At 64.8% G+C, this 25,426-nt stretch carries 26 protein-coding genes and 1 tRNA gene; 13 read left to right on the forward strand and 14 right to left on the reverse strand.

The features are described 5' to 3' along the window. Window positions 1–61: 61 nt before the first annotated feature. Window positions 62–808, forward strand: a complete 747-nt coding sequence (locus tag IFR14_RS16165) for a sulfite exporter TauE/SafE family protein (RefSeq protein WP_137243684.1) — start codon at window positions 62–64, stop codon at window positions 806–808. Between the two features lie 187 nt (window positions 809–995). Here the strand turns inward: IFR14_RS16165 and IFR14_RS16170 are convergent, their stop codons facing one another. Then, window positions 996–2,069, reverse strand: a complete 1,074-nt coding sequence (locus IFR14_RS16170; RefSeq protein WP_240044065.1) for an LLM class flavin-dependent oxidoreductase — start codon at window positions 2,067–2,069, stop codon at window positions 996–998. Between the two features lie 92 nt (window positions 2,070–2,161). Between IFR14_RS16170 and IFR14_RS16175 the strand changes: the two genes are divergently transcribed. Next, window positions 2,162–2,752, forward strand: a complete 591-nt coding sequence (locus tag IFR14_RS16175; RefSeq protein WP_137243685.1) for a CGNR zinc finger domain-containing protein — start codon at window positions 2,162–2,164, stop codon at window positions 2,750–2,752. A 324-nt stretch (window positions 2,753–3,076) separates the two neighbouring features. Further along, the gene (locus IFR14_RS16180; RefSeq protein WP_137243686.1) at window positions 3,077–3,259 is read left to right on the forward strand and encodes a putative glycolipid-binding domain-containing protein; all 183 of its coding nucleotides are present in this window, start codon (window positions 3,077–3,079) and stop codon (window positions 3,257–3,259) included. A 238-nt stretch (window positions 3,260–3,497) separates the two neighbouring features. Here IFR14_RS16180 and IFR14_RS16185 read toward each other — a convergent pair whose 3' ends face one another. Next, window positions 3,498–3,728: a hypothetical protein gene (locus IFR14_RS16185; protein WP_137243687.1), complete on the reverse strand. Its 231-nt coding sequence runs from the start codon at window positions 3,726–3,728 to the stop codon at window positions 3,498–3,500. A gap of 140 nt (window positions 3,729–3,868) precedes the next feature. Continuing rightward, complete coding sequence (locus IFR14_RS16190) at window positions 3,869–4,213, reverse strand: hypothetical protein (RefSeq protein WP_137243688.1); 345 nt, start codon at window positions 4,211–4,213, stop codon at window positions 3,869–3,871. A 166-nt stretch (window positions 4,214–4,379) separates the two neighbouring features. Here IFR14_RS16190 and IFR14_RS16195 point away from each other — a divergent pair, with 166 nt between their 5' ends. Together IFR14_RS16195 and IFR14_RS16200 are read left to right on the forward strand one after the other, a co-directional pair. Then, window positions 4,380–5,009 carry a response regulator gene (locus IFR14_RS16195; RefSeq protein ID WP_205125870.1) on the forward strand — a complete coding sequence of 210 codons (630 nt, stop codon included), beginning with the start codon at window positions 4,380–4,382 and terminating at the stop codon, window positions 5,007–5,009. Then, the gene (locus IFR14_RS16200) at window positions 5,009–6,088 is read left to right on the forward strand and encodes a sensor histidine kinase (protein ID WP_137243690.1); all 1,080 of its coding nucleotides are present in this window, start codon (window positions 5,009–5,011) and stop codon (window positions 6,086–6,088) included. The genes IFR14_RS16195 and IFR14_RS16200 overlap by 1 nt, the downstream gene beginning before the upstream one ends. 65 nt (window positions 6,089–6,153) lie before the next feature. Here IFR14_RS16200 and IFR14_RS16205 read toward each other — a convergent pair whose 3' ends face one another. After that, a complete protein-coding gene (locus IFR14_RS16205; protein WP_161578648.1) occupies window positions 6,154–6,303 on the reverse strand; it encodes a hypothetical protein in 150 nt (49 codons plus the stop codon). 87 nt (window positions 6,304–6,390) lie between these two features. Continuing rightward, a complete protein-coding gene (locus IFR14_RS16210) occupies window positions 6,391–6,699 on the reverse strand; it encodes a hypothetical protein (protein ID WP_137243691.1) in 309 nt (102 codons plus the stop codon). 128 nt (window positions 6,700–6,827) lie between these two features. On the opposite strand from IFR14_RS16210, the gene IFR14_RS16215 reads away from it, so the two are divergent. From IFR14_RS16215 to IFR14_RS16225, 3 genes are all read left to right on the forward strand, one after another. Next, window positions 6,828–8,024: a hypothetical protein gene (locus IFR14_RS16215; protein ID WP_137243692.1), complete on the forward strand. Its 1,197-nt coding sequence runs from the start codon at window positions 6,828–6,830 to the stop codon at window positions 8,022–8,024. 63 nt (window positions 8,025–8,087) lie between these two features. Beyond that, window positions 8,088–8,486, forward strand: coding sequence for a hypothetical protein (locus tag IFR14_RS16220; protein WP_191941606.1), 399 nt, complete (start codon window positions 8,088–8,090; stop codon window positions 8,484–8,486). A 463-nt stretch (window positions 8,487–8,949) separates the two neighbouring features. Beyond that, the gene (locus IFR14_RS16225; RefSeq protein WP_137243694.1) at window positions 8,950–9,615 is read left to right on the forward strand and encodes a hypothetical protein; all 666 of its coding nucleotides are present in this window, start codon (window positions 8,950–8,952) and stop codon (window positions 9,613–9,615) included. An 89-nt stretch (window positions 9,616–9,704) separates the two neighbouring features. Here IFR14_RS16225 and IFR14_RS16230 read toward each other — a convergent pair whose 3' ends face one another. From IFR14_RS16230 to IFR14_RS21585, 3 genes are all read right to left on the reverse strand, one after another. Then, window positions 9,705–10,598 carry a DUF4231 domain-containing protein gene (locus tag IFR14_RS16230; protein ID WP_137243695.1) on the reverse strand — a complete coding sequence of 298 codons (894 nt, stop codon included), beginning with the start codon at window positions 10,596–10,598 and terminating at the stop codon, window positions 9,705–9,707. Window positions 10,599–10,689: 91 nt separating this feature from the next. Continuing rightward, window positions 10,690–11,274 (reverse strand): TIR domain-containing protein, encoded by a 585-nt coding sequence (locus IFR14_RS16235; RefSeq protein ID WP_137243696.1) that lies wholly within the window; start codon window positions 11,272–11,274, stop codon window positions 10,690–10,692. Window positions 11,275–11,554: 280 nt separating this feature from the next. Then, complete coding sequence (locus tag IFR14_RS21585) at window positions 11,555–11,845, reverse strand: helix-turn-helix domain-containing protein (RefSeq protein ID WP_428844509.1); 291 nt, start codon at window positions 11,843–11,845, stop codon at window positions 11,555–11,557. A gap of 283 nt (window positions 11,846–12,128) precedes the next feature. On the opposite strand from IFR14_RS21585, the gene IFR14_RS16240 reads away from it, so the two are divergent. The 5 genes from IFR14_RS16240 to IFR14_RS16260 all read left to right on the forward strand — a co-directional run bounded on the left by IFR14_RS16240 (window position 12,129) and on the right by IFR14_RS16260 (window position 17,981). Beyond that, window positions 12,129–14,117: a serine hydrolase domain-containing protein gene (locus tag IFR14_RS16240; RefSeq protein ID WP_161578649.1), complete on the forward strand. Its 1,989-nt coding sequence runs from the start codon at window positions 12,129–12,131 to the stop codon at window positions 14,115–14,117. 374 nt (window positions 14,118–14,491) lie between these two features. Next, on the forward strand, window positions 14,492–15,436 hold the full coding sequence (locus tag IFR14_RS16245; protein WP_240044066.1) for an L-threonylcarbamoyladenylate synthase: 945 nt from the start codon (window positions 14,492–14,494) through the stop codon (window positions 15,434–15,436). A 135-nt stretch (window positions 15,437–15,571) separates the two neighbouring features. Next, window positions 15,572–16,090 carry a hypothetical protein gene (locus tag IFR14_RS16250; RefSeq protein WP_124769876.1) on the forward strand — a complete coding sequence of 173 codons (519 nt, stop codon included), beginning with the start codon at window positions 15,572–15,574 and terminating at the stop codon, window positions 16,088–16,090. A gap of 533 nt (window positions 16,091–16,623) precedes the next feature. After that, window positions 16,624–16,830, forward strand: a complete 207-nt coding sequence (locus IFR14_RS16255) for a helix-turn-helix domain-containing protein (protein WP_197977590.1) — start codon at window positions 16,624–16,626, stop codon at window positions 16,828–16,830. Window positions 16,831–17,030: 200 nt separating this feature from the next. After that, on the forward strand, window positions 17,031–17,981 hold the full coding sequence (locus IFR14_RS16260; protein ID WP_274598651.1) for a site-specific integrase: 951 nt from the start codon (window positions 17,031–17,033) through the stop codon (window positions 17,979–17,981). A 187-nt stretch (window positions 17,982–18,168) separates the two neighbouring features. Here the strand turns inward: IFR14_RS16260 and IFR14_RS16265 are convergent. The 6 genes from IFR14_RS16265 to topA form a co-directional block, all read right to left on the reverse strand. Continuing rightward, window positions 18,169–18,244, reverse strand: a tRNA-Thr gene (locus IFR14_RS16265). A 35-nt stretch (window positions 18,245–18,279) separates the two neighbouring features. Continuing rightward, complete coding sequence (locus IFR14_RS16270; RefSeq protein WP_191941608.1) at window positions 18,280–18,915, reverse strand: TetR/AcrR family transcriptional regulator; 636 nt, start codon at window positions 18,913–18,915, stop codon at window positions 18,280–18,282. A gap of 19 nt (window positions 18,916–18,934) precedes the next feature. After that, window positions 18,935–20,560: an alpha/beta fold hydrolase gene (locus IFR14_RS16275; RefSeq protein ID WP_191941609.1), complete on the reverse strand. Its 1,626-nt coding sequence runs from the start codon at window positions 20,558–20,560 to the stop codon at window positions 18,935–18,937. Between the two features lie 9 nt (window positions 20,561–20,569). Continuing rightward, window positions 20,570–21,703 (reverse strand): DNA polymerase III subunit delta', encoded by a 1,134-nt coding sequence (locus IFR14_RS16280; RefSeq protein ID WP_137243700.1) that lies wholly within the window; start codon window positions 21,701–21,703, stop codon window positions 20,570–20,572. 179 nt (window positions 21,704–21,882) lie between these two features. Continuing rightward, a complete protein-coding gene (gene tmk, locus IFR14_RS16285) occupies window positions 21,883–22,518 on the reverse strand; it encodes a dTMP kinase (RefSeq protein WP_191941610.1) in 636 nt (211 codons plus the stop codon). Next, the gene (topA, locus tag IFR14_RS16290; protein WP_191942116.1) at window positions 22,515–25,370 is read right to left on the reverse strand and encodes a type I DNA topoisomerase; all 2,856 of its coding nucleotides are present in this window, start codon (window positions 25,368–25,370) and stop codon (window positions 22,515–22,517) included. The genes tmk and topA overlap by 4 nt, the downstream gene beginning before the upstream one ends. Window positions 25,371–25,426 lie beyond the last annotated feature (56 nt).

The raw sequence follows: 25,426 nt of genomic DNA on the forward strand, positions 1-25,426 counted from the left end.
CAGAACAGACCGAGCGCTCGGCCTGCCTCCAAGACTCGATCCATAACTCAGAGGACCCCGCATGATCTTCGGCTTGATCGCCTTTGGCCTCCTCGTTGGAGGTCTGACCGGGATACTCGGCGCCGGCGGCGGCATCATCGCCGTCCCCGCGCTGGTCTACATCGTCGGGATCCCCCTGGAGACGGCTATCTCGACATCACTCCTGATGGGCGCGGTCGGACCGATCGCCGCCCTGATCCCACGTATCCGGACTGCCGTCGACTGGCGCATGGTCGGCGCCGTGGCCATCGCGGGAATCCCGATGGCGTTCATTGGAACCGCGGTCGGTTCCCTGCTTCCCGAGCAGGTGATCTTGGTGGTGTTCGCGGCGCTCATGTTCGCGTCGGCCGTCCAGATGCTCCGACGCCGACCCACCGAAGCCGTCGACGACTCCCGGCCGCCGCTCTGGATGCTCCGTGGCTTCGCGGTCGGAGTACTAGTCGGATTCCTGACCGGCCTGCTCGGTGTCGGAGGAGGCTTCATCACGGTGCCGGCCCTCGTGCTCGCGCTGCGCCTCCCCATCAAGAAAGCCATCGGAACGTCACTCGCAATCGCCGTCCTGAACTCCGTCGCGGGGATCGTGGCACACGTCGGGATCACCCGCCCGGACTGGGGGGTCGCCCTGGCCTTCGGACTACCCGCGATCGCCGCATCCTTCGTCACGGCGCGATTTGCCCACCGGATCAGTGGTCGAGTACTGCAGATGGGGTTCGCGGTCCTCTTGTTCGTCGTCGCAGGCCTGACGATCCTCCAAGTCCTGACGCGATAGAACCGCATCGGTAGTCGCCCCGGGGCGACCCGTCCGGCCCCGGGGCACCAGGTCAGACGCCGAGCGCGCGGAGCCACGAGTTCGAGCGCCGCGAGCACTCCTGGCACGTAAGAGCACTCCGGACGCGCACGCCCTCCACACCGCTCGGCGGCCGACCTGGATGCCGCAGCCCACCCATGACGCCGCCTCAGGCGCCGACCGGGAGGGCGAAGCGATCGGCGACGAGTTCCACCGTCCTGGTCTGGATTTCACGGGAGTGGCCGCCAGTAACAAGCATGATCTCGTCGGCGGACGTCTGCTCGTGCAGGCGTTCCAGCGCCAGTCCGACCTCGGAACCGGTTCCGTGCAGGGTGTTCGTCATGTACATGTCGAGCACTTGACGCTCATCGAGTGTGGCCGGATACGCTGCGACCTCGTCCGGGGAGAGCAGAGCGTAGGGCTTGCGCTGGAACATCCGCAGCATTGCCATCGCCGTCGAACTCGTCTGTCGACGCGCCTCTTCCGGATCATCGTGAGCCGCAACCGAGACACTGACCATGACGCGTGGTTCGGCTAGCGCCGGAGAGGGCCGGAAGGCGTCACGGTAGATCCGCAGGGCGCTGGTGACATCAGCCCGACCGAACTGCAGGGCGAACGCGTAGGGGCGCCCGAGCCGGGCAGCCAGATGAGCGGAATACGTGGAGGACCCCAAAGTCCAGAGTTCAGGCAGCCCCTCGGTGTGCGGAACCCTGTTCTGTTCAGCCTGCCAAGGCCCTGGCACGGCATGCACAGCCCGGTACGGGTGCCCCTCCGGGAAATCATCCTCGAGGAAGCCGACGAGTTCCCCGATTTGCTCCGGAAAGCGGTCGTCATGATCGTGCCGTCGGCGCAGCGCGGCAGCCGTTGCTTGATCGGTACCGGGAGCGCGCCCCACGCCGAGATCGATACGACCGGGCGCGAGCGCACTCAGCATGCCGAACTGCTCCGCGATCAGGAGAGGCGAGTGATTGGGGAGCATGATTCCACCGGCTCCTAGCCGGATGCGTTGCGTCTCGCCCGTCAGCCGAGCAAGCATCATCTGGGGAGAGGAGGTGGAGGCGCCAGGCATCGCGTGATGCTCCGACATCCAGTAGCGCTGAAAACCGCGTCGATCAGCCAGCTGCGCCAGGGCGATCACCTCACGGTACGCCTCACTGGCCGAGGTACCGATACCGGTCAGCGCGTTGTCCAACACGGACAGGCCGAACGGTGCGGTTCCAGAAGAGCTAGCAGCAGTCATCATTTGATCTCACTTCTCATGGCAAAAAACCGTGAATAACGTGATCATGAGCCTAACATGTTCTCACGGCATCACTTCTTTGCTACCGTGAGAACATGACGAGGATCACCCTTCCGCCTGCCCCGGGCGAATCTGAGCACCTCAGCCTCGTTCTTGCGAACAGCAGGGTGATGCTCCCCGGCGGTCGCCGAGTCGATGGGCTCGAGAGTCCTGATACAGCCACCGCCTGGCTCATCGAACATGGCCTTGTGCCCTCGGACACCACGCTCCTCCCGTACTGCCAGAACCAGCTAGCTGGATTTCGAGAGGCGCTCCGCGACCTGTTCCGAGCACAGGTGGAAGGGCAGGCTCCTCCAGCTGTCGCGCTAGAACACCTGAACTCGGGGTTGATTGCAGCACCGGCGGTCCCGATCCTCAAGTATGCGCCGAACACGGGCTTCTCCCGCGTGGCGGAGCACCCGACGACGTTGCTGGTTGAGCACGCAATCGCCCAGCTCGCGGAGGATGCAGCGGCGATGTTGAGCGACCAGCAAGTGTCGCGGTTGGCGCAATGCGCCGCAGCGCCATGCGACCGGTTCCTCCTCCGCACGCACGCTCGGCGCCATTGGTGCTCGACCCGGTGCGGCGACAGGGTTCGCGCAGCGCGCGCCTACGAGCGTCGGCAGCGCGCAACCGCGCCGGCGTGAACGGATCGACGCCGCGACTGCGAGCGCGCCATGGCTCGAGAGCGTGGACTAGCCGCGTTGACGACGCCCCTCCCAATCGTCGAAGTTTCGAATCCAACCTGCGGTGCGCGCCACGTGTTCGAGCTCGCCTGCTCGGATGACGTCGCGTGGCGCGTCCATGCAGACCACCGCGATGCCACCGAGATGGCAACCGCCTGGTCTGCCGGAAGCCGACAGTCCGCAATGCGCGGTCGACTCCGGCCTTGGATTGTGCCCGGTCAGCAACACCTTGCCGATTCGAGGCCGAGGTTGCTCGAATAGGAGGTCGACGAAACGCCACTCATCATGGCCTGGGTGCAGATGCCATCTCTGCGCGTCATCCGCAGCGACCAGATCGATGCCTCCAATCCCGAGGGCACCCATGGCCGCGTTCGGCACACGAGCTTCAGCAGGGGCTTCAGCGCCCACCTCACCGTCGATAGTGACGGCCTCGCGATCGACTACCCCACCCTCGCCCGCCGCATCTAGTACGGACTGGGGCCGTTCTGCAGAGCTACGGTGAGGGCTGCACAACGATCTCAATGTCAACATCAGCGTCGGTGAGCTCGGCCTCGGAGGTGCCGTCGAGGCCATCCGGGTCGAGTCCGGAGCAACGCGCCTCGATGTTGTAGGTGCCGGGGGGGGACGCTGGGTCCAAGAAATCGACCTGTGCGATCGGTCGTGATGCCGATCTCAGTCGCGGACCATCCCCACTTCGTCGGAATGATCACACAGCCAGACATTCGATGGTCGAACCGACGTACTTCGTCGGGGTAGTGCTGCCGAGCATGCCGAAGTAGCCGTAGGTCGATCCGGCGGTGCAGCTGAGCTTCAGCATCGCTCGGTCTGCGTTCGAATTGCCACTGGTAATCCAGTCGCTGCCGACCCATTTCTTCTGCGCTGAGCATCGGACACCGCCGGACGGGATGCCTTGGTTATACGCGGGATAGACGTCCACGAATGGGGCCCACCAATTCCACTTGTTTTGTACACGCAGTGGGCTGCCATCACCAGGAACCTGGCCCCGACCAGGGCGCCGGTGCACTGGTCCACCGGCAGCCAGATGGTGTTCGTCGGTTCCAGGTAGGCGATCCGGCGTTACTGAGCCGTGGCGACATGGACCTGCACCCGGTCGTCTGCATCGATCGGGGATCGGTTGCCGGCGTCCGGATTGTTCTCGGTCTCGTCTTCGAGGCCCTTCGGCACCGCGAAGTCGTAGTCGACGCCTTCGAATCCCAAGTCAGCGAGATCTCCCGCACCCTCACTGGATGAACTCTCGATGACATCACCGATACCCCTGAGTGTTGCCGGGTCGAATTTGACGACTTCGCCCGTGTCGCTGATAGCGGTGGCCGCGGTGCGCTCGAGATCCTGGGAGGCGGGCACTTCCTCGGCGGATGTCGACGTTGCGGCACTCGTTGCCACCAAGATCACGACAGCCAATGCCGCAAGCGGATATCGAATACGGCCACCTAACTAACGTCGCACCGGCAACGCTTTGCCGCTATCGGGCAGGGGACGGGTTCACCCCCGCCGTGTGGGGGGTATGTGTGCCATTGCCGTCCTTCGAACCGTTGCGCACCCTAGTGTGGAAAAACGGAGGAGCAGTGTGCTGAAGGTCGCGATTATCGATGACGAAGCGCTGTTTCGCGCGGGCTTCGAGCTCATCCTCAATGCCTCGCCGGACATTCAAGTCGTAGCATCCGCCGACGGTATGTCCGCTCTCGCGGAGATCGCTCGCTCCACGCCCGACGTCGTGCTTCTCGACATCAGAATGCCCGGTCGCAGCGGCCTCGATGTCCTCCGCGATCTACAAGACTGGCCGCGTCCTCCCGCGACCGCGGTGCTGACGACCTTTGACACTGACGAGTACGTTGCAACGGCACTGCATCTGGGAGCTGCGGGATTCTTAGTGAAGGATACCGATCCGGAACAGTTACCCGCGCTCATTCGGTCGCTGGCAGCAGGCGGCATCGTCCTCTCGCCTGAAGTCTCCCGATCCCTGTTGGTAGCCACACGGTCCACCACGGAGTGGGATAACCGTGTCGATGCTCTCTCTCCACGAGAACGGGAAGTTCTTGCGCTCCTGCACACGGGCGCCTCCAACGCGGCAATCGGCGAAGCCATGCACCTCAGCAGCGCCACCATCAAGGATCATGTCAGTGGCATCCTCACCAAACTTGGCGTCACGACCAGGCTCCAGGCGGCACTCATCGCCGAGCGCCACTCGCCCCTCTGATGCGACACCCGAAGAAGCTCGCGATCGTCGTCGACCTGGCGCTCCTGACGGCAGCGTTCGTGGAGGGACTGACAACATTCGAGTGGGCATCACCGGTCGAGTCGTGGATCGCGGTCGCTGCAGCAGCCGGACTGCTTGTCAGACGCCGATGGCCTTGGGTTTCATTACTCCTCGCATCGCCCGCTTTTGCGCTCGGTCTGGGAGCCTTTGCCGGCCTCATCGCCTTGTATTCCGTTGCTTGCCGCGAACGACGATCATGGGCGCTGACACTCGCTGGCCTCATCGTCTTCACCGTAACGTCGGCGCCATGGCGAGGACTGCCTCCACCGCAGTACGCCATCATCGTCCTTGCCTATGCGCTCCTCTACGCGGGAGGGCCGATCGCACTCGGTCTCCTCACGCGCACACGAGTTGAACTGACCGCCAGACTCGCCGACCTGAACGCCTCACGCGAGATCGAACAACGGCGGCTGACCACGGAGATCCTTCGCGAAGAACGTGTGCACATTGCGCGCGAGATGCACGACGTCGTCTCCCACCAAGTGAGCCTCATCGCAGTCCAAGCCGGCGCGCTACAAGTCAGCACACCCGACGAAGCCACCCGGCACGCGCTGAAAAACATCAGACTGCTCGCTGTCCGAACCCTCGACGAGCTCCGCGCCATGGTCAGCTTGCTCCGAGCCGAGGACTCCTCACAGCCCGTAACACCCCAACCCACCACCGCGGACCTGTACGATCTCATCGCGAACAGCGGGACGCCAGTAGAGATGGTGATGGACCTGCAAGACGACCTCCCACAACCGATTCAACGAGCCGTCTACCGCACCATCCAGGAAGGTCTCACAAACGTCCGCAAACACGCCCCGGGCGCCATTGCACACATCCGCGCAGACGCCACCAAAAACGTGGTTTCAGTAAGCATTCAAAACCAACTCACGCTTCCCGTTCATACCGATGCAAGCCTTCCTGGAGGGCACGGGCTCATGGGTCTTCAAGAACGAGCTGAGCTTCTGGGAGGCACACTGGCGGTGGTTACGGACACCGAAACGTTCACACTCGCCCTCCGTTTGCCCCGCTGATTCAAGGACGGCGACAGCGGCCACAACTGCCTGATATTGACCTGTTCTCAGTGGCACGCATGGAGCTACTGGCGGTTCTGGGCCCCTGGATCGAAATTTCTACGAGCCCGCTGGCGGCGCATGTACTGCACCAAGAACGTGATTCCGACCATGACCGCCACTGCGACCGCCGCGTACATGATGAGGATGCCGATCGCGACTTCGTTACCAAACATGCTTCGAGGGCACCTTCCGTGATGTGATCGAAACAGTCCACGGGACCGACCGGGCAAGATCCGAGCCGGGCCCGTGCGCTGATGGAATCAGTAGGCAGACACTGACGTTCCTGTGACGCGGATGCCGATTGAGCCATATGCATCGGTCAAGGCCCTCGCGTCGGCACTAGCCGCGGAGACTCCGACCAATGAGGACCCGACCACAACTGCCGCGAATGTGACTGTCGCGACTTTGCCTGCAATGAACTTCTGCACAGAACCCCCGGAGTGGCCCGTCAGTAAGCCATCCGCGCGCATCGTCGCCAGGAGCTCGTTGCCGTCGGTGTCGGCGTCGGCGAGCAGCAGAAGGTCGGCGTCCAACACGGTTCGGGCGGTAACGGCAGCTGCTACCAGCATTGCCCTGAATTCGCGTCTCGCTTCTGTTTCCGGGGCGGTACAGCAGTCGCGGATCGCATTGACACCCGCCAGTTAGGGGGCCAGATGCAACCGACCGGCGGATGCGGGGCTGTCCCATGTGCGCCACTGTGGCCGAGGAGGACGTTGTTCTCTCCGATGGCAGCGCTCGCAAAGATCTGAATATCTTCAGCCAGGTTGTTGAACAACGACGGCATGGGGGCATCCGAGCAACGCGGGCGGCGATCGGAGTACCGCATTGGAACAGAACGAACACGGGGGATCAATTGAAGAAACGCACGGCATACATTTTGTCCACAACGCTACTCATCGCGCTGTCGACTGCAGGGTCAGGAGTCGCGCATGCTGATGAGTCCGCATCGGCGGTACTGGACGCTCTTGCGGACGTCACGAGCTCGACAGAATCGACAGTGCTCGAGTCAACCGATGTTCTCGAGAACGTCGCAGCAGTGGAGACCGTTAACTCAGATCCTCTTGCCATCGACGCGGTGGTGAATGACACCTCCGTACAGATTCCTGCGCGTGCTGATCAAGGTATCTCACTGTCTGTCGAATCGCTCGGGATCGATATCGGGGTGGGTCTGCCATTCGCAGACGTAGCGGCTCCAGCCGTCGCCGAAACCAGCGGTGTCGTCTCCTACGACAACGGCAATGGGTCCTCGACCGTTCCAGTGGTCAAGGAGGACGGCTCGGTCCAGATCACGACGGTCATCGAGAGCGCCAATGCGCCTACCGCGTACTCCTACGCGATCAAACTCCCGGAAGGCGGATATCTGGAGGAGCTCGAAGCAGGGATGGTCATCATCCGAGACGCCGCTGGACAATACCGCGGCGGCATCCTCCCAGCTTGGGCCAAGGACGCGAACGGCCAGGACGTCCCGACGAGCTACAGCATTGACGGGTCGACGCTCACGCAGACCGTCGATCACACGGCCTCGACAGCCTTCCCGGTGGTTGCGGACCCCGCAGTCAGCGGCAAACTGCTAGCGGGCTACTGGAAGAACCGGCCCGGCGGCTACGCCTACAAGAATGGCAGCCAGTGGTCTACGCATCTGTCGCCTCAGGGTGCTGCGGTCTACACTCAGGGCGTCATTGGAATCGAAATCATCAAAAACCAGGGTTGGGCTGAGTGGCGGAGCTTCCCGACCACGCCTGAATCCGCAACTATCGAACAGCAGTACAAGTGCCACGCCCAGTTTGGGTACGCCATTTGGAAGGCTGGCATCTGGTGGGACTTCGAGACCGCGCGCGGCTCAAATCCCAACTGGCTGCCAGGCATTCTCCAGCACCAGTGCAACTGGGCATAGAAGCGTGTGCTGAGCGGGGGTCCCCCCAAGGACCCCCGCTCGATCCGCTCGAAAGGACACAACGTGACGAATAAATTGTCGCTCACAGCAGGGACGGTCCTGCTCGTGCTCGCCATGTGTGGCTGCTCCAACTTGTTCGACAGCCGCCGATCAATGGATATCTCGGAAGTGCTCGGCCCCGATGTGTACCTCGCCGAGTCGAAGCAGGACCTCGCTGACTCAACGAAGCCGGTTTGCGATGGGGTGGATCACTGCGTCCAGGCGGTCGAGTCAAAGCGGGTGCGAATCGTGCGCTTTGACGAGCAGTCGGCAGCGGCCGAGTACGTGAGCGCCAGTGGTGGAGACGCGTATCAGTCGGACTGGTTCGCTATTGTCTTCCTCGCGCCCGAATCCACCTCAAAGACCGAGCGATCCTACGTGACGAGCGCAGTCGACGGCACCTGGTCAGATTCGCCCGACTGAACGTCGCCAGAGCAACTTGGCTGTCCTGCCCTGCACAGAAGGTACTTAGTTCCTCAGAGAGAGTTGAGGCTGTCAGACCACAACGCACCTCGTTACTGGCTCGCCTGCCCAGCGAGCTGAAGCGGTTCGTTGGATCAGCGCGTTCAGTATCGACAGGCATCAGCAGTACGTCGCCTTATCGACCTCCTGCAACGTGGCGTGCCGATCGAACAATCGCTACGGCGTCGCCATCGTGAAAACAGCGGATTACGATGAGCCGGCTGCAGTTGCGCGAGTGCCAGCGCATCGCGTCTTGCGCCGATGATCAAGGCCGATCCAGCGGAGAGCTTGGACGAACACCACCCGACCACCGACCAGAACCTGATGAGATGCCGCCGCGGGAGGGCGCTCATCCTGCCCCCCCCCCGCCCCCCAGACCGCAGGAGATTGCCCGATGCGGCGTCCAGGGCGACAGAATGGATCCATGGAAACGTTCGTGGCTCTATATGGCGCGGCGCTGGCAACGATTCTTGCGATCGCACAAGGGATCAGCTTCCTCCGACGAAGAGCTCGGATCGGCGTCACCACCGGGTTGCGCTACGAGGGTATGGAGGAGAGCGAGCGTGACACATCTCATGGAACACCAGTACTCACGCGCCGCGGTCGCGATGTCGAGTTGCAGGAGGTCCTTGTCCAAATGACCATCAGAAACGAGGGCGGGGTGCCAGTTCAGGTGGTCGCAGTCGTCATCGAGTCTCTCACGCCTTCCGGCGACCTGACCATAAGCCAATTTTCTCCGGAACCGCTCCCCCACGTCCTCGAGCCGGGCACGCGCATCGAGATAATGATGCAAAAAGAACCGCTCGACATGCTCGACAACGTCACGTTCTTCGGAGTCTCGGACGCTCTCGGACGTCGTTATGCATCGAACTCAGACGACGTCCGGGACGTCGTTCTGCAGAGCTGGAACTTGCCCACCAGGGTGGCTAAGTTTGTCCGTCGGGATGACATATCAGCTCCACCGGTACTCGCCTACCAAAGTCGGGAGGAGAGCGCGCTCGTAGAAACTACACGAGTCAGAAAGGGGGTTCGCCCCCTGGTGCACCGCGCGCCCCTGTTGGACGCGCCTCCACCATCAGCCCAGCATTGAGGCGATCACATCGCCGAGGGTCAACCTGCCCGGCCGTCACGTTCATGCCGAAATAGGCAGGAATGCAGGCTGGTCTATGACGGTGCCCGTCACAAGCGCTCGTTTACCTCACCTCGCGAGGCGAGCCACATCGTGTGTTCACGGCTGATCGCTTCCTCAGCGTCTGCCACCGCCTCGGGCCAGTTCTCCTCCGATGTTCGACCCAAGGCACCGACCTGCTCACCAAGCTCAATCGCCGTTAGAGCGTAAGCGGCTCGAAGCGTGGAGTGCTGCTTGAAACTGAGCCAGGCCGCCCCCGCGCCAATCATCGCTGCGAGAACACCCCCAGCATCGATTTCCCAGCCGGCGAATGCAACGCATCCAGCCAGGATAACTGCCACGACCTCAGCGGCGATGAGAAGCGTCCGCCATACTCGGGCGTATTTCTCATTCTCGTCAGCTTTCTTCACGTACCAATCGCGCTGCTTGCCGGTTCGCTCGGCCAAGTAAACTCGTTTTCGATCGACAAATGGGAGAGCGCGTAAAGCAAGCATCTCAGCGGTCGGAGCACTAGCATCTCCGGCAGGAGTTGCAACAGATGCCGAGATCTGCCTAGCGACGTCAGATATGCGGGAGCGAAATAGATCAACCACGTCGTCGTGAGCGAGGTGAATGAAGAATGGGTCAGCGCCAACCGCAAAACGCCAGGACAAGGTCTTGAATGACTCCGCACCGGCGCGCGCCTGATACCAACGCTTCTCCGGGGCACTCTTCGCAAGATACAACTCGGCCATGAGCGCTACAGCGAACGCAAGAAACGCCGCTAGTGCACACCAGTCCATCGAACCAATGATCACGGTGGTCGCTCCAGCTAGCGCAGCCACCACTGCGGAAACTAGTCGTGCACGAACCGCGAACACAGCACTACGCTGCCCCTTAGCCGACGACTTATCGGAAGCAACAAAAAACTTCACAAGAGCATTGTCTGGCAACATATCAGTCATTCCGGATCCTCAGTGCTCTAACCTTGTGTGCGAGAACCGTACCACCACGATCTAGCGCTTTGACACCAGACGTTTTAATACGGGAGGGGCTTCACGGTCGAACGCGCGTCTTTGAGGCAATCGCTGACCCTCGCTTAGCGAACGCCTTCTCGATGTACACTTCCGGCGTTTCGACAAAGTCAGCCCAACGAACCAGGACACAGTAACGGTCATCTTCGGAGTGCGAGCACTTCGAATTTGGAATGTAGTAGTTGTATCCAAACTCCCGGACTACACGGCTGTCGTCAACTCTGACAACGTTGTGCACGCCTCCACATTGCTGACAAGTGTACGTGCCACCATAAATCGAATCATCCATAGAGGGCAAAACAACCCCCAGGATGCCGCTTTTACCGCTAAGCGACGAGGTGGCCAGCGACGCCTGGAGCTCACGCTTGATGAAACGCTGCTCGACTTCCCCCAGGACCTCAGCGCTATGCGTTCCGATCAAAAAAATGGTCACTGTCGAGTCATGTAAATACTGCTCGCGAATAACCCGCATGATGTAGTCATCATCGCTTGAAGCTATTGGCTCGTTGAGCGACTTGTCAACATAATCCAACCCGGGCATCGCTTGAATGGCCTGTTTGAACTCTATATCTTCTGTCTTGAACGAGATGTATACCTTGCGGCCCATAGGTCCCCCTGGTCTTGGTATCTCCCACTGTAGAGACTCTCGACGGGCGGCGTTGACACCCATTGCGGGGTATAGTGCGCTCCTGAGCAGAACCACGACCGCTGAGCTGTTTCGACCGCTTCGGGGTGAATCGTTCCTCGACGCCATGCCTGCCAACACTTCTTTCCGTACGACGGTGTAGCGGCGGGCAAGAGTCACAGCACCAAAACCGTCAGGCCCAGCACCCACGCTAAGCGGGTCCCGTCACGACGTTCTGAAGAATCTGGACGCGACCTCCTCCTCAACGACCAGGTCGCGGACGGAGCCGCACGCCCTCCGCGATCAGCACCCGATGGACCGCACCAAAACTCGAGCCAAGCCGGTCAGCGACAGGCTTGATCGCCAGGCCAGATGTGTAGAGATCAACCGCCTCGGTCCGCTGCTTCGGCGTGAGCGGTTGCCGGCGCATCTGCACCCCCTGCGCGTGAAGCAGACTGAGCATGCTCGGTTTCGAGATGCCATAGTCCAGGCACAGTTGCGGAGTTCCCCGCCCCAGCGCGGTACTTCGACACGATCTCGGAGCCGAGCTCATCGTTGAGCCGTCGACGCACCAGCCAGGACTTCCCGGCTGCCGCCATATCCACTTGTTCCGGTGCTTCGCGGGCCAGATCTGCCAGCTTTTGCAGCTGCTCCAGGGCAGTTGACCCCTGTAGGACTTATTCGAGTACGAGTCACCATGGCCCTGCCTACCCCGACGTCGGACGCTCTCGTTTTGGTGCTGAGGGATGAATGATGGTCGACTGGCTTCTGTGAACGACACCCATCGCGGATCCGGCCGCCCTGTCCTGACGGCTCCTCGATCCCGGGGATGGCGGATGCTCGCCCTCGCGGTCGCGGGGGCGATCGCCTGCGGTGCCGCACCGGCCGCCGGATCGGCACTGGCGGTGGAACCGGCCGAGGCGACGCCTCAGAGTGCGGCGGCGTCCTTGACCTCGCAGGACACGAACGCGTGGCTCGACGGGATGCTGCCCGCCGCCCTCGAACGCGAGGGGATCGCCGGTGCCGTGGTGTCGGTGGTGAGCGGCGGTGAGATCCTGGCTGAGCGCGGCTACGGCGTGTCGAAGGCCGCCACCGGGACGGCCGAGCCCACGACGGTCGACGTCGACCGGACGCTGTTCAGGATCGGCTCCGTGTCGAAGCTGATCACGGCGACCGCGGTCATGCAGCAGGTCGAAGCGGGTGCCGTCGATCTGGACGAACCCGTCCAGTCCTACCTCGACTTCACCCTGCCGGTGACGTTCGACACCCCCGTCACCCTCCGTCACCTCCTGACGCACACCGCCGGCTTCGAGGACCAGCTGGGCGGCCTCATCGCCTCGGCGCCCGCCGTGCCGAAGCCCCTCCGCGACACGGTGTCCATCGATCCACCCGTGCAGCTGTTCGAGCCGGGCACCACGCCGTCCTACTCCAACTACTCCAACGGGCTCGCCGCCTACGTGGTCGAACGCGTCACCGGACGACCGTTCGAGGAGTACGCCACCGAGCACATCCTCGAGGCAGCCGACATGGACGGCGCGACGTACGAACAGCCGCTTTCACCCGAACGGCAGCAGGACATGTCGGCCGGGTACCGGTTCGCCGGATCACCGGAGGTGCCCTTCGAAGTGGTTAGTCCGTCGCCGGCGGGTGCCGTCACCGGAACCGCCGGAGACCTGGCGAACTTCATGAACGCACAGCTCGGTCACCCCGCCGCCGACGGGCGCACCCTCCTCGCCCCTGAGACGCTCGACGAGATGCATGCCCCGGCGCTCGGCGAGGAACAGTTGGGGAACCTGGCGAACGGTCCACAGATGACCCTCGGTTTCTTCGAGCGGGACCGCAACGGACACCGCGTCCTCAGCCACGCCGGCGACCTGACCGCCTTCCACGCTCAGCTCGAGATTTACCCCGACGACGACGCCGGGATCTTCATCTCCCTCAACAGCACCGGTGTCAACGGTGACTCGACGACGGCGATCCGCGATGCGATCACGACCGGGTTCGCCGATCGGTACTTCCCCGAGGATCGCCCGACCTCCGGGGCCGTCGAGACGGCGGCGGACCACGGCGCCGCACTGGCCGGTACGTATCAGCTGTCGCGACGTGGCGAGTCGACGTTCGTGCGCCTGTTCTACATCCTCTCGAGCGTGGAGGTCACCGCCGAGCAGGACGGGGTGGTCATGATCTCCGCGATCACCGACAGCGCCGGGACGCCGCTCCGCTTCACCGAGGTCGAGCCGTGGGTCTGGCAGGAGATCGGCGGTCAGCGCCGGGTCGCCGTTGCGACGGACGGGGACGTCGTCACGGCAGTCGGGTTCGATCCGGCGTTCACGATGCAGCCCATGCCGACCGAGCGCGCGCTGGTCCCGACCGTCGCCGCCCTGTCGCTGATCATCCTCGTCCTCGCCCTGATCGCGTGGCCGCTCGGAGCCCTGCGTCGCGCGGGCCGCGATCAGCCCATATCCTCCGATCGACGTGGACGCGTGCTCACCTGGTGGACGCGGGGATCGATCCTCGCTCTGATCGCCGCGGCACCGTTCTGGGCCGTCGTCGCGCAGGCGCTCATCTCTGACGGACCGGCGCCGTCGGCGATCGTCATCCGGATCGCGCAGATCCTGACCGTCTTCGCGGTGCTCGGGTGTGTTCCGAGCGCTTGGCGGGCGATCCGGGCGGCGCGCGGCGTCGGGTCGCTCGAGGACCGTCGTCACCGTCGGACGTCGACGCTGCTCCGCGTGATCGGCGCGACGCTCGTCTCGCTCGCCTTCATTGGCCTCGGCTTCGTCGCGATCGTCGGAGGGCTCCTCCTCCCCGACCTCAGCTACTGACCACGGCACTCACCAACGAGGTTGGCCTGCCACTCGATGATCCTGAACCATCGGACGTCTGGACAACCGCCGCTGGTCACCGCTCCGTCCCAGTGATGTGAGGCTTCGTCGACAGCTGAATGAAACCCGTTGCGCGACGGTTGGGAGCGAGTCACCCGGAACGACCGTGCGCGGGGTCGACTGGAGCCTGCGCTCGCTCGACGGGCCAGGGTCTCTTGAACCTCTACGAAACGGCGCTCGGGACACCGGCCTGATCTCTCGTTCATCCGAATGCGTCAGCCGAGATGGATGGACCCTCGAAGCACTCGGGGTCCATCAGGGTGTCGTGGGTCTCCTGTCCGTCACAGCACTCCCGGCGAACCTGGGGCTGTGCCATGAAGGACCTGGAGATCCCCCGGCATCACCCTCGCTCTCAGATTGTTGGGATCGACTCAGCCATACGATCGTCTAGCTCAGACGATCGTCTAAGCAAGCCGTATGAGATCAGGAGCATCCGCTCCTGGCCATCCGACGATTCATTGCATATCGAACGGAGCCTCATGAGCACCACGCCAATCCACTGGGCCGGCGGCACCCCAACCGAAGCGGTCGAGCTTCTGTCGGGAGCAGGCGGTATCGCGGTCGTCCCAACGAAAGTCGGGTACATCATCATGACGAGCGATCGTCGAGGGCTCGACCGCAAGTTCGACGCCAAGGAGCGCCACCGGAACAAGCCGGGCGTCGTCCTGGTGAGCTCACTCGACATGCTTCGCGAACTCGCCCAGCTCACCCCGGAGATCGACTCCCTCTACGAGCGGTGCTGGAACGAGGACGTGCTGCTCGGCTGCATTCTCCCGTGGAGCGACGCCGGGAAGAAGGCCATTCCGTCCGATGGGTCCCACCAGCTCATGATGGACGCCCGCGGCACGTCCTGCTTCGTCATCAAGTTCGGTGTTCCCGCCGAGAACGTGGCCCGCCAACTCTACGAAGACCACGGCAAGATCGCATTCGCCAGCTCCGCGAACCCGTCTGGCCAAGGGAACCGCGGGCTCGTCGAAGGAATCGGTGATCGCATCACGGAAGCTGCCGACGTGATCATCGAAGCCGACGACTACGTCGCCTCGATCCAACCGGACACGAGCGTGGACACTCGCTATGAGCAAGGCGTCATGGTGTCCATGGTCGACCCGTCGGGCGCCCTTGTACCCGAACAGAACGGCCAGCGATCGATCGCTCCCTGCCCGACGCTCATTCGCAAAGGACTCGCCGTCGACCGCATCATGATGCTTCTGGCCGACAGCTTCACCAGCTGGGACTATCGCCAAGGCGAGTACTACTAGGCCTGGAACAACGCGGGCCCTTCCGCTCCAGACGACTTACCCATGCGCAGCACATCCGACCATCCTGAGGAGTTCCATGCGACGCTGCAGCCTGCGATCACGAACCGCCGGGATCACCCCGTTCCGGTGGATGGCATGACCGAACCTCAGGTGCCCTCGGGGCCGAGGCTGTCTCGGGAGGACGCCTCCAGCCGGATCACGGCCTACGTCTACGGCAACATCGTGATCCTCGCCACGATCGCACCCCTCACGGCGGTGAACGCCGAGAACGGCGGCAGCTTCTGGTACGTGCTCGCTACGGCGTTCACCACCTTCCTGGCGCACACGTTCGCCGAATCGATCGGGCGACGCGCCAGGAGCGACGAGCGGTTGACGCCTGCGATCATCCGCGCTGAGCTGCGCGACTCCCTCCCGGTGCTGACGTCGGCCTTCTTCCCGGCGGCGGTGTTGGGCCTGGCCTGGGTGAGCAACGTCTCCGGCTTCGTGGCGGAGGTCACCGCCCTGGCTTACCTGATCGTGCGGCTTGCGCTGATCGGCCCGGTCGTCGCTCGGATCCGGCAGGAGCGCCCGTCGTTCCGCACCTTCGCTGCCGGGATCCTGCTCGCCATGGTGGGTGCCGCGGTGGCGCTCGTCAAGGTCGTTCTCGGGTCCTGACCATCGGCTCCCCGATCACGAGCAAGGTTGGATGCCTCGGTATCGCATGTGGTCATGGACCGGCATCGCCGAAAGGGGGTCGCTGTGAGCCTCGGTGACCATCTGAGACGAACGCCGCGGCGCCCCCAGGGCATATACTGACCCGTTCGGACTGAGAACGCACCTCGGCGGGTCAGTGTCCTGACTCTGCGGCACTCGCGCTGCAGTCAGCGCTCGGATCGGCGCGGACGGAGGCAGCGGGCCCAGTCCGCTTTGTGATCCGCCCGGCCAGGAATCGGAACTGCTGCCGGCGATGCCGTCGGTGCATGAGGTTCCGGCAACCTGCCGGAACCGCTGGCGCGCAGCCGCGCGAAGGGCCGGGCGGAACGGCATTCGGTCGAGCAGTCGACTCGATTTAGGCAGCTTCCCCGGAGAAATCGTCTTCGGAGTGGAAGTGGCGTCTGAACGCTCACTAGCTGACGCAATCCGCTGAAGTCCGCCGCTTCGTTCGCTAGGCAGCAAGAGCAGCCAAAGGGCATCCACTCGGCAGCCCAATGACTGATCGGATCATGATGCCAATCGACAAGCTCTTGCTCACCGCCGAAGAAGCAGCGGAATCGCTCGGAGTGGGACGATCCACCGTCTACGACCTCATGAGGTTGGGTCACCTTTCCAGCGTCAAGATCGGTCGCGCCAGACGCATCCCCGTCGCAGCGCTGCACCGCTTTGCCCAGCACCTCGCAGGTGAAGACCAGGCGTGAGTCAGCGGGCAAACGGCGAGGGGTCGATCTACAAGCGCACCGATGGGAGATGGACAGGTGCCACCTATGTGTTGGCGCCGGACGGATCACAGAAGCGCCGACAGGTCTACGGTCGCACCAAGGCAGAGGTCGCGGCCAAGGTCCGTGACCTCATCACGCAGACAGACAGCGGTGTGCCGACGGCAGTGTCGGGCTGGACGATGCAGACGTACGCGGCGCACTGGATGCAGCACGTCGCTCCGACCGCGCTCCGCCCGACGACACGCGCCAACTACGAATGGATCCTTGGGAAGCACATACTGCCCGCGCTCGGGACAAAGAAGCTCGAGCAGATCACGCCAGCGCACGTGCGCGAGATGCACACCGCCATCGCCCGCACCGGCGTATCAGCGCACACCGTGCGACTCGCCCACGCAGTGCTGAGAAGCATCCTCGCCGAGGCAGCCAGAGAACAACACATTGCTCGGAACGTCGCCTCGCTTGTCCGAGCACCGAAACTCGATGACTCAGAGGTTGAGCCCTGGACTGCCGAGGATGCCTCGACCTTCCTCGAGTCCAGTCGTGAGTCGCAGTTCGCCGAGATCTATACCCTGGCGCTCACCCTCGGTCTGAGGCGAGGCGAGCTCTTGGGCCTGCGCTGGATTGACATCAACGCCGAACGAACAGAGCTCCGGGTTCGTCAGACGGCACATCGCGCCGGCGTCGGCCAGGGCATGAGCATCGGCCCCACCAAGACCAAGCGCTCCCGACGAACACTCCCCCTGCCCGAACGTGCCGCCGATGCACTGAGACGGCGGCACGCGATCCAAGACGGCGACCGCCGAGCCGCAGGACCAGCGTGGGACGACACGGGGCTGGTCTTCACGACGAAGATCGGCACACCGATCGAGCCCAGCAACCTGCGTCGAACCTTCGACAAGGACATCGCGGCCGCGGGCGTCCGCCGCATCCGTTTTCACGACATGCGCCACACCTGCGCATCCCTGCTCCTCTCGCAGGGCGTGCAGATGCGAGTCGTCATGGAGATCCTTGGACACTCGAACATGGCGATCACCTCCGACATCTACTCGCATGTTGCCCCGGCGACACTGAAGAGCGCTTCTGCGGCGATGAACTCCGCGCTCACCGACCGAGGCCCGAGCCTCGACTGACCACTGTCGTGCGCCGCGGTTCGTCGGCGTCCGTGGGCGTTGCTGTCAGCCGTTGCTGTCAGCGTTGCTGTCAATCGGGCCCAAAACCACACCTGCCCGCCAGAATTGCGAGGCGATCGTGGATAGATCGAGGCAAGAAAAAAGCCGCTGACCTGGGTTTTCCAGGACAACGGCCGGGTGATGCTAGTGGAGCCGCCCAAGGGAATCGAACCCTTGACCTTCTCATTACGAGTGAGATGCTCTGCCGACTGAGCTAGGGCGGCGCGTGCGCTGGTCGCCCGGCGCACGAGTATCCATGTTAGCGCAGCTTTTGGACCGTCGTGTACAGCTCGGCGAAAGAACGACGGATCCGCTCGGCGAGGGACCCTGGCGTCGGCGCATCGGCCCAGCAGCGCCAGGCGTGACGCAGGCCGGCGAAGCCCACCATCGTCACCATCCAGCAACGGTCGAACAGTGCCTCGGCGTCCTCCGCGAGCGTCGGGTCGTCGTTCAGAACCCGACGCTCGACGACCTTGTAGAGGCCCTCCTCGAAGCCGCGCATGCTCGCGATCCGCGCGCCGAGCAGGTGCGGATGGTCGCGCAGCACGTCCTTGCGGAGATGGTGGATCTCGACGTCCTCGTCGGCGTCACCGACGGTCCTGGCCAGAAGCTCCCCCAGATCGGTGAGCACGTCGGTGGCGGGGCCGGCGGTGAGGAAGGCGTGCAGGGCGTCGCCGTCGGGGATCAGCGGGATGTCGCCGATCAGCGCCTCCTCCTTCGTCCCGAAGTAGTTGAAGAAGGTCCGCGGCGAGACCTCCGCCCGACGGCTCACCTCCTCGACCGTCACGTTCTCGAGCCCCTGCTCACTCGCGAGCGTCAGCACAGCGTGCTGGATCGCCCGACGCGTCGCGAGCCGCTTCCGCTCGCGGAGCCCGAGTTCAGGCGGCGCCGTCATGGTCATCAGGATCCCGCCGTCAACTGCACATCGGGTCCTTCGACGGCACCGTGCCGTCGATGAGGTACTGATCGACCGCCTGGTTCACACAGTCGCTGCCCTTGTTGTAGCCCGTGTGACCCTCACCCTTGTAGGTGATCAGCTGACCCTTGTCGAGCTGCTCCGCGAGGTTCTGCGCCCAGACGTACGGCGTGGCCGGGTCGTTCGTCGTTCCGACGACGAGGATCGGCGCAGCACCCTTCGCGTGGATCTCCCCACGCTCGGTCCGCGTCTGGTACGGCCAGTTGGCGCAGAACGTGTCGCCGTAGGCCATGTACTCGCCGATCACGGGAGCCGCCTCCTCCAGCTGCTTCGCCTCGTCGGCCATCTTCGTCTTGTCGTCGTCGTAGCTGTAGTCGAGGCAGTTGATCGCGTTGAAGGCCTCGGTCTGGTTGTCGGCGTACTTGCCGGACTCGTTGCGACCGTTGTAGCCGTCGGCGAACTGGAAGGCGATGTCGGTCCCGCCCTGCATGACCTCGTCGAACATCTGGCTGAGGTAGGGCCAGGCATCGGCCTGGTACAGCGGGTAGATGATCGCCGTGAGCAGGGTGTTGCCGCCCAGCTCACGTCCGTCGTCGCCGGGGATCGGGTTCGCGTCGACCTCGTCGAGGAGCGTCTTGATCTCGGTCATCGCGCTGTCGACGGAGCCCTTGAACGGGCAGTCCTTGCCCGTCATGCAGTCCTCGAGGTAGGCGCGCAGAGCACTCTCGAAGCCCTTGGCCTGCTCCTTGACGACCTCGAAGTTCGACGTCGACGGGTCGATCGCACCGTCGAGCACGAGGCGCCCGACGTTCTTCGGGAAGAGCTCCGCGTACGTCGCGCCGAGGAAGGTGCCGTACGAGTAGCCGAGGTAGTAGAGCTGCTTGTCGCCGACGGCGGCGCGCAGCATGTCGAGGTCCTTCGCGGCGCTCTGCGTGTCGACGAATTCGAGCATCTTGCCCGTCTCCTCCGCACACGCGTCTCCGAAGTCCTTCGCGGCCTTCTCGTTCGCGGCGATCCACTCGTCGGAGCCGCGCTTCCCCGGCGTCACGTCGTACAGGTACGCGTCCATCTCGGAGTCGGTCAGGCAGGTCACCGGCGTCGACTTGCCGACACCGCGGGGATCGAAGCCGACGACGTCGAAGTTCTCCTGGAGGTCCTTGTCGACCGCGAAGTCGAGGCTTTCGGCGACGAGGCTGTAGCCGGAACCACCCGGTCCGCCGGGGTTCATGAAGAGCGAGCCGATCGGCTTGCCGTTCGTCGCCTGGTGACGCACGAGCGCCAGGGAGAGTTCGCCGTCCGAGGGGTTGTCCCAATCGATGGGCGCCTTCGCCGTGGCGCACTCGAAGCCGTCGGCACAGCCGCTGGTCTTCCAGTCGAGCTTCTGCTCGTAGAAGGGCTTCAGCTCGGCGTCGACGTCGCTCGTCGCCGGCGAGGAGGACGACGTCGTCGGCTCGGCGGCCTTCGGCGGCAGGAAGGCCGTCACGCACCCGCTCAGGGTGAGCGCCGCGACCGCGAGACCGGCCACCAGGGCGACCCGCGCCGTACGGCGCGCACCGGGACCCCTGCGACGGGGTGCACCGGTCGATCCCGTCGAGTCCGACGGCTGCTGCCTGGGCGAAGTCACAGAGGCTCCCTACCGGACCGCCGACACGAGCATGGCCTCCAAGGCCAGCGCCGGGGCGACGTTCCCTTCGATTCGTGTGCGGGCGACGGAGATCGCCTCCAAGGTTTCGATCGTAACCGCAGGCGTCGTCCGGCGAGCGGCTTCCTCGAGTTCCGGACGCAATTCACGGTTGATGATCGTGGCGTCGTGCCCCAGCTGCAGGAGCACGATGTCGCGGTACAGCGAGAGCAGGTCGACCATGATCCGGTCGAGCCCGTCGCGCAGGCTGCGGGTGGCGCGCCGCTTCTGGTCCTCCTCCATCGCCCGCACCTGCGAGCGGAGGGCCGGCGGGACCGACTGACCGGGCTCGACGCCGAGTGAGCGCAGGGTGCTCTCCCGCTCGGCCTCGTCGCGGAGCGAGGTGTACGCCTTCGCATCGTCGCCCGCCAGCTCCAGGAGGCGACCAGCGGTGACAACAGCCTGCCCCGCACTCCGGATGTCGAGCACGGCACGGAGCGTGGACTCGCGGCGCTGCCGTGCGCCGGGGTCGGTCGCGAGGCGGTGGGCCATGCCGACGTGGCTCTGCGCCTCGCGGGCGGCGCGTTCGGCGAGTTCGGGCGCCACGCCGTCGCGCCGTTCCAGCAGCTCGGCGACGTCGTCGATGGTGGGGACGCCGAGGCGGACCGAGCGGACGCGCGACCGGATGGTGGGCAACAGGTCGGCCTCGCTCGGCGCGCACAGCACCCAGATCGTGCTGCTCGGCGGTTCCTCGAGCGACTTCAACAGCAGGTTGGAGGTGCGCTCGGTCATGCGGTCGGCGTCCTCGACGACCATGACGCGGAAGCGACCGACGGATGGCGCGCGGTAGGCGTTCCGGACGAGGTCGCGGACCTCGTCGATCGTGATGATGACGCGATCGGTGCTCAGCGCGGAGAGGTCGGGGTGGGTGCGCGCCTCCACCTGACGACGGGTGACGTCGTCGCCCCCGGGCTCGCGGCTGAGGAGCGCGGCGGCGAACGCGTAGGCGAGGGTAGACCGGCCCGATCCTGGCGGCCCGGTGATGAGCCAGGCGTGGGTGAGGCCCTTGGGCGTGACCGGGTCCGACGCCGACTGGAGGAGCTCGATCGCGTCGCGTTGACCCGTCAAGTCGGTCCAGGAAGCCATGCGTCCAGGATACCGGGCGGCACCGACCTGAGCCGGCGGGCCCTTCGACAGGCTCAGGGACCGGGAGGATGTGCGCTCAGGGACTGGAACGGTGTGGGCTCAGGGACCCGGGAGGGTGTGCCCTTCGACAGGCTCAGGAACCGGAGTGGGGTGCGCTCAGGGACCGGGAGGGCATGCGCTCAGAGGAGCGGCGCGATGCGGGCCTGGATGTCGGCGGCGAGCTGCTCAGGTGGGAGCGCAGCATCGACGACGAGGAACCGCTCGGGCTCCGCTGCCGCGAGGGCGAGGAACGACTCCCGCACCCGGGTGTGGAAGTCCTGCGCCTCGGCCTCGAGCCGGTCGAACCGCTTGTTGGCGTTGTCGAGACGACCACGGGCGACCGCGACGTCCAGGTCGAGGAGCACGGTCACGTCGGGCAGGAGGTCCTCGGCGGCCCAGAGCGAGATGCTGCGGATCTGCTCGGCGTCGAGCACGCGTCCGCTGCCCTGATAGGCGACCGACGAGTCGAGGTACCGGTCCTGCAGGACGACCTCGCCCCTCGCGAGGGCCGGGCGCACCACGGTGGCGATGTGGTGAGCACGGTCCGCTGCGTAGAGCAGGGCCTCGGCACGCGGGCTGATGTCGCCTCGGTGATGCAACACGATCTCGCGGATCTCGACACCGAGCTCACTGCCGCCCGGCTCACGGGTTCGGACGACCGTCCGCCCCTGCTGCTCGAACCAGTCGCTCAGGAGTCGAGCCTGCGTCGACTTCCCGACACCGTCGCCGCCCTCGAGGGTGATGAACAGGCCCCGAGGGCGTTCTCCCTCGCTCACGTGACGGCGTCGGCCTTCGCCGCAGCCGCCTTGTTCGCGGCGCGGGTCGCGGCAGCCTTCTTCGCCGCTTCCGAACGGGCGGTCGACGTGGCCGTCGCGGACTTCGTGGCCGCCGTCTTGGCGGTCCCCGTCTTCGCCGCGGCGGTCTTCTTGGCCGGAGCCTTCTTCGCAGGGGCCTTCTTCGCGGGAGCCTTACGACCGGCCTTCGGCTTCGCCGGGCCCTTCGCGCGCTTGTCCGCGAGGAGCTGGACCGCTCGCTCGAAGTCGACGTCGTCGACCTCCTCGCCACGCGGGATCGTCGCGTTGGTCACGCCGTCGGTCACGTAGGCGCCGAAGCGGCCGTCCTTGATCTTGATCGGCTTCCCGCTCTCGGGGTCGGCCTCGAACTCCTTGAGGGCGCTCGACGCCTTCCGGGCTCCGTACTTGGGCTGTGCGAACAGCTCGACGGCACCGGCGAGGTCGACCGCGAAGATGTCGTCCTCGGAGGTGAGCGACCGGGTGTCGGTGCCCTTCTTCAGGTACGGACCGTAGCGACCGTTCTGCGCGAGGATCTCCTCGCCCGACTCGGGGTCGGCGCCGACGACGCGAGGCAGGTCGAGGAGCTTGAGCGCGGTCTCGAGGTCGATGGTCGCGAGGTCCATCGACTTGAAGAGCGACGCGGTGCGGGGCTTCTCGGCCGCCGCCTTCTTCTTGGCGGGGGCCTTCTTCTTGGCACCCGCAGCAGGCTCGGTCACCTCGCCGGTCGCCGTGTCGACGGAGAGCTCCGCCTCGGGCTCCGGGTCGACCTCGGTGATGTACGGGCCGAAGCGTCCGTCCTTCGCGACGATCTCCTTGCCGGTCGTCGGGTTCACGCCGATGACGCGATCGCCGACGACGGGTGCGTCGATGAGCTCGTGCGCCTTCGCTGGTGTCAGTTCGTCGGGCGCGAGATCCTCGGGCAGGTTGACCCGACGCGGCGTCGGGGCTTCCTCACCCTCGGCCGGCGGCGGACCGTCGGGCGTGACCTCGAGGTACGGGCCGTACTTGCCGATGCGGAGCGTGACCCCGTCGTCGATGACGATCGAGTTGATGCGGCGGGCGTCGATGTCGCCCAGGTTGTCGATGACCTGACGCAGGCCGCGACCCGAGTCGTCACCGAAGTAGAAGCCCTTGAGCCAGTCGACGCGGTCGACCGAGCCGCCGGCGATCCGGTCGAGGTCGTTCTCCATCTCCGCGGTGAAGTCGTACTCGACGAGCTCCTCGAAGTACTCCTCCAGGAGACGGACGACGCTGAACGCCACCCAGCTGGGGATGAGCGCCTGGCCGCGCTGCGTCACGTAGCCGCGGTCGATGATCGTGGAGATGATCGATGCGAACGTGGATGGTCGCCCGATGCCGAGCTCCTCGAGTCGCTTCACCAGGCTGGCCTCGGTGTACCGCGGGGGCGGCGAGGTCTCGTGCCCCTTCGCCTCCGGGTCCTCGATGCCGAGCTGCTGGCCTTCGGTGAGGGGCGGCAACTTCGCCTCGGACGCGTCGTCCTGCGAGTTGCGGTCCTCGTCCTGGCCCTCTTCGTAAGCGGCGAGGAAACCACGGAAGGTGATGACGGTGCCGGACGCGGTGAACTCGGCGCGGCCCACGTCGGTCTTCGACTCGAGCGTGATCGTCGCGGTGGAACCCTTCGCGTCGGCCATCTGGCTTGCGACGGTGCGCTTCCAGATCAGGTCGTACAGCTTGAAGTCGTTGCCGCGGAGCGTCGAGGCGAGCGAGGACGGCGTGCGGAAGGTGTCGCCCGAGGGACGGATCGCCTCGTGCGCCTCCTGCGCGTTCTTGCTCTTGCCGCTGTAGAGGCGAGGCTTGTCGGGCACCGTCTCGGCACCGTAGAGGGCAGCAGCCTGCATCCGGGCCGCGTCGATCGCCTGCTTGCTCAGCGAGGGCGAGTCGGTACGCATGTACGTGATGTAACCGTTCTCGTACAGCGACTGCGCGACACTCATCGTCTGGCGAGCGGAGAACCGGAGCTTGCGACCGGCCTCCTGCTGGAGCGTGGAGGTCGTGAAGGGAGCCGCCGGCCGGCGGGAGTACGGCTTGGACTCGACGGAGAGGACGGTCGCCTTGGACTGCTCGAGTGCTGCGGCGAGCGCCGTGGCCCGCTGTTCGTCGAGCGGGACGGCACTGCCCTTGAGCTGTCCGAGGTCGTCGAAGTCGCGGCCGGTGGCGACGCGGTCGCCGTCGAGCCGGACGAGACGTGCGGTGAAGGGCGCTCCGGTGGCGTCGGCTTCGGGGAGGAAGCGGGCGATGACGTCCCAGTAGGAGGCTGCGCGGAAGGCGAGGCGCTCGCGCTCCCGGTCGACGACGAGTCGGGTGGCGGCGGACTGCACGCGTCCGGCGCTCAGTCCGGGGCCGACCTTGCGCCAGAGCACGGGCGAGATCTCGTACCCGTACAGACGGTCGAGGATCCGGCGGGTCTCCTGGGCGTCGACGAGGTCGGTGTCGAGGGGCCGCGTCTTGTCCTTCGCGGCGAGGATGGCGTCCTTGGTGATCTCGTGGAAGACCATGCGGCTGACGGGGACCTTGGGCTGCAGGACCTGCAGGAGGTGCCACGCGATGGCCTCGCCTTCGCGGTCCTCATCAGTCGCGAGGAGGAGTTCGTCGGCGTTCTTGAGCGCGCGCTTGAGGTCCGCGACGGTCTTCTTCTTCGCGTCGGAGACGACGTAGTACGGCTCGAAGCCGTTGTCGACGTCGACCGAGAACTTGCCGAGCGAGCCCTTCTTGAGCTCGGCGGGAAGGTTCTTCGGCTCGATGAGGTCGCGGATGTGACCGACCGAGGACAGCACCTCGTAGTCGTCACCGAGATATCCGGCGATCGACTTCATCTTGGTCGGTGACTCTACGATCACGAGTTTCTTGCCTGCCACGAGGCTCCTTCCAT

The sequence above is a fragment of the Plantibacter sp. CFBP 8775 genome, from assembly GCF_014839505.1.
Taxonomy (GTDB): Bacteria; Actinomycetota; Actinomycetes; order Actinomycetales; family Microbacteriaceae; genus Plantibacter; species Plantibacter auratus.

Excerpts from the sequence above, each read along its gene's own strand:
- IFR14_RS16165 (WP_137243684.1), top strand. The coding sequence starts at position 62 with ATGATCTTCGGCTTGATCGCCTTTGGCCTCCTCGTTGGAGGTCTGACC.
- IFR14_RS16170 (WP_240044065.1), bottom strand. The coding sequence starts at position 2,069 with ATGATGACTGCTGCTAGCTCTTCTGGAACCGCACCGTTCGGCCTGTCC.
- IFR14_RS16175 (WP_137243685.1), top strand. The coding sequence starts at position 2,162 with ATGACGAGGATCACCCTTCCGCCTGCCCCGGGCGAATCTGAGCACCTC.
- IFR14_RS16180 (WP_137243686.1), top strand. The coding sequence starts at position 3,077 with ATGGCCTGGGTGCAGATGCCATCTCTGCGCGTCATCCGCAGCGACCAG.
- IFR14_RS16200 (WP_137243690.1), top strand. The coding sequence starts at position 5,009 with ATGCGACACCCGAAGAAGCTCGCGATCGTCGTCGACCTGGCGCTCCTG.
- IFR14_RS16205 (WP_161578648.1), bottom strand. The coding sequence starts at position 6,303 with ATGTTTGGTAACGAAGTCGCGATCGGCATCCTCATCATGTACGCGGCG.
- IFR14_RS16210 (WP_137243691.1), bottom strand. The coding sequence starts at position 6,699 with ATGCTGGTAGCAGCTGCCGTTACCGCCCGAACCGTGTTGGACGCCGAC.
- IFR14_RS16225 (WP_137243694.1), top strand. The coding sequence starts at position 8,950 with ATGGAAACGTTCGTGGCTCTATATGGCGCGGCGCTGGCAACGATTCTT.
- IFR14_RS16230 (WP_137243695.1), bottom strand. The coding sequence starts at position 10,598 with ATGACTGATATGTTGCCAGACAATGCTCTTGTGAAGTTTTTTGTTGCT.
- IFR14_RS16235 (WP_137243696.1), bottom strand. The coding sequence starts at position 11,274 with ATGGGCCGCAAGGTATACATCTCGTTCAAGACAGAAGATATAGAGTTC.
- IFR14_RS21585 (WP_428844509.1), bottom strand. The coding sequence starts at position 11,845 with ATGAGCTCGGCTCCGAGATCGTGTCGAAGTACCGCGCTGGGGCGGGGA.
- IFR14_RS16240 (WP_161578649.1), top strand. The coding sequence starts at position 12,129 with ATGCTCGCCCTCGCGGTCGCGGGGGCGATCGCCTGCGGTGCCGCACCG.
- IFR14_RS16245 (WP_240044066.1), top strand. The coding sequence starts at position 14,492 with ATGAAGGACCTGGAGATCCCCCGGCATCACCCTCGCTCTCAGATTGTT.
- IFR14_RS16250 (WP_124769876.1), top strand. The coding sequence starts at position 15,572 with ATGACCGAACCTCAGGTGCCCTCGGGGCCGAGGCTGTCTCGGGAGGAC.
- IFR14_RS16255 (WP_197977590.1), top strand. The coding sequence starts at position 16,624 with ATGACTGATCGGATCATGATGCCAATCGACAAGCTCTTGCTCACCGCC.
- IFR14_RS16260 (WP_274598651.1), top strand. The coding sequence starts at position 17,031 with ATGCAGACGTACGCGGCGCACTGGATGCAGCACGTCGCTCCGACCGCG.
- IFR14_RS16270 (WP_191941608.1), bottom strand. The coding sequence starts at position 18,915 with ATGACGGCGCCGCCTGAACTCGGGCTCCGCGAGCGGAAGCGGCTCGCG.
- IFR14_RS16280 (WP_137243700.1), bottom strand. The coding sequence starts at position 21,703 with ATGGCTTCCTGGACCGACTTGACGGGTCAACGCGACGCGATCGAGCTC.
- topA (WP_191942116.1), bottom strand. The coding sequence starts at position 25,370 with ATGAAGTCGATCGCCGGATATCTCGGTGACGACTACGAGGTGCTGTCC.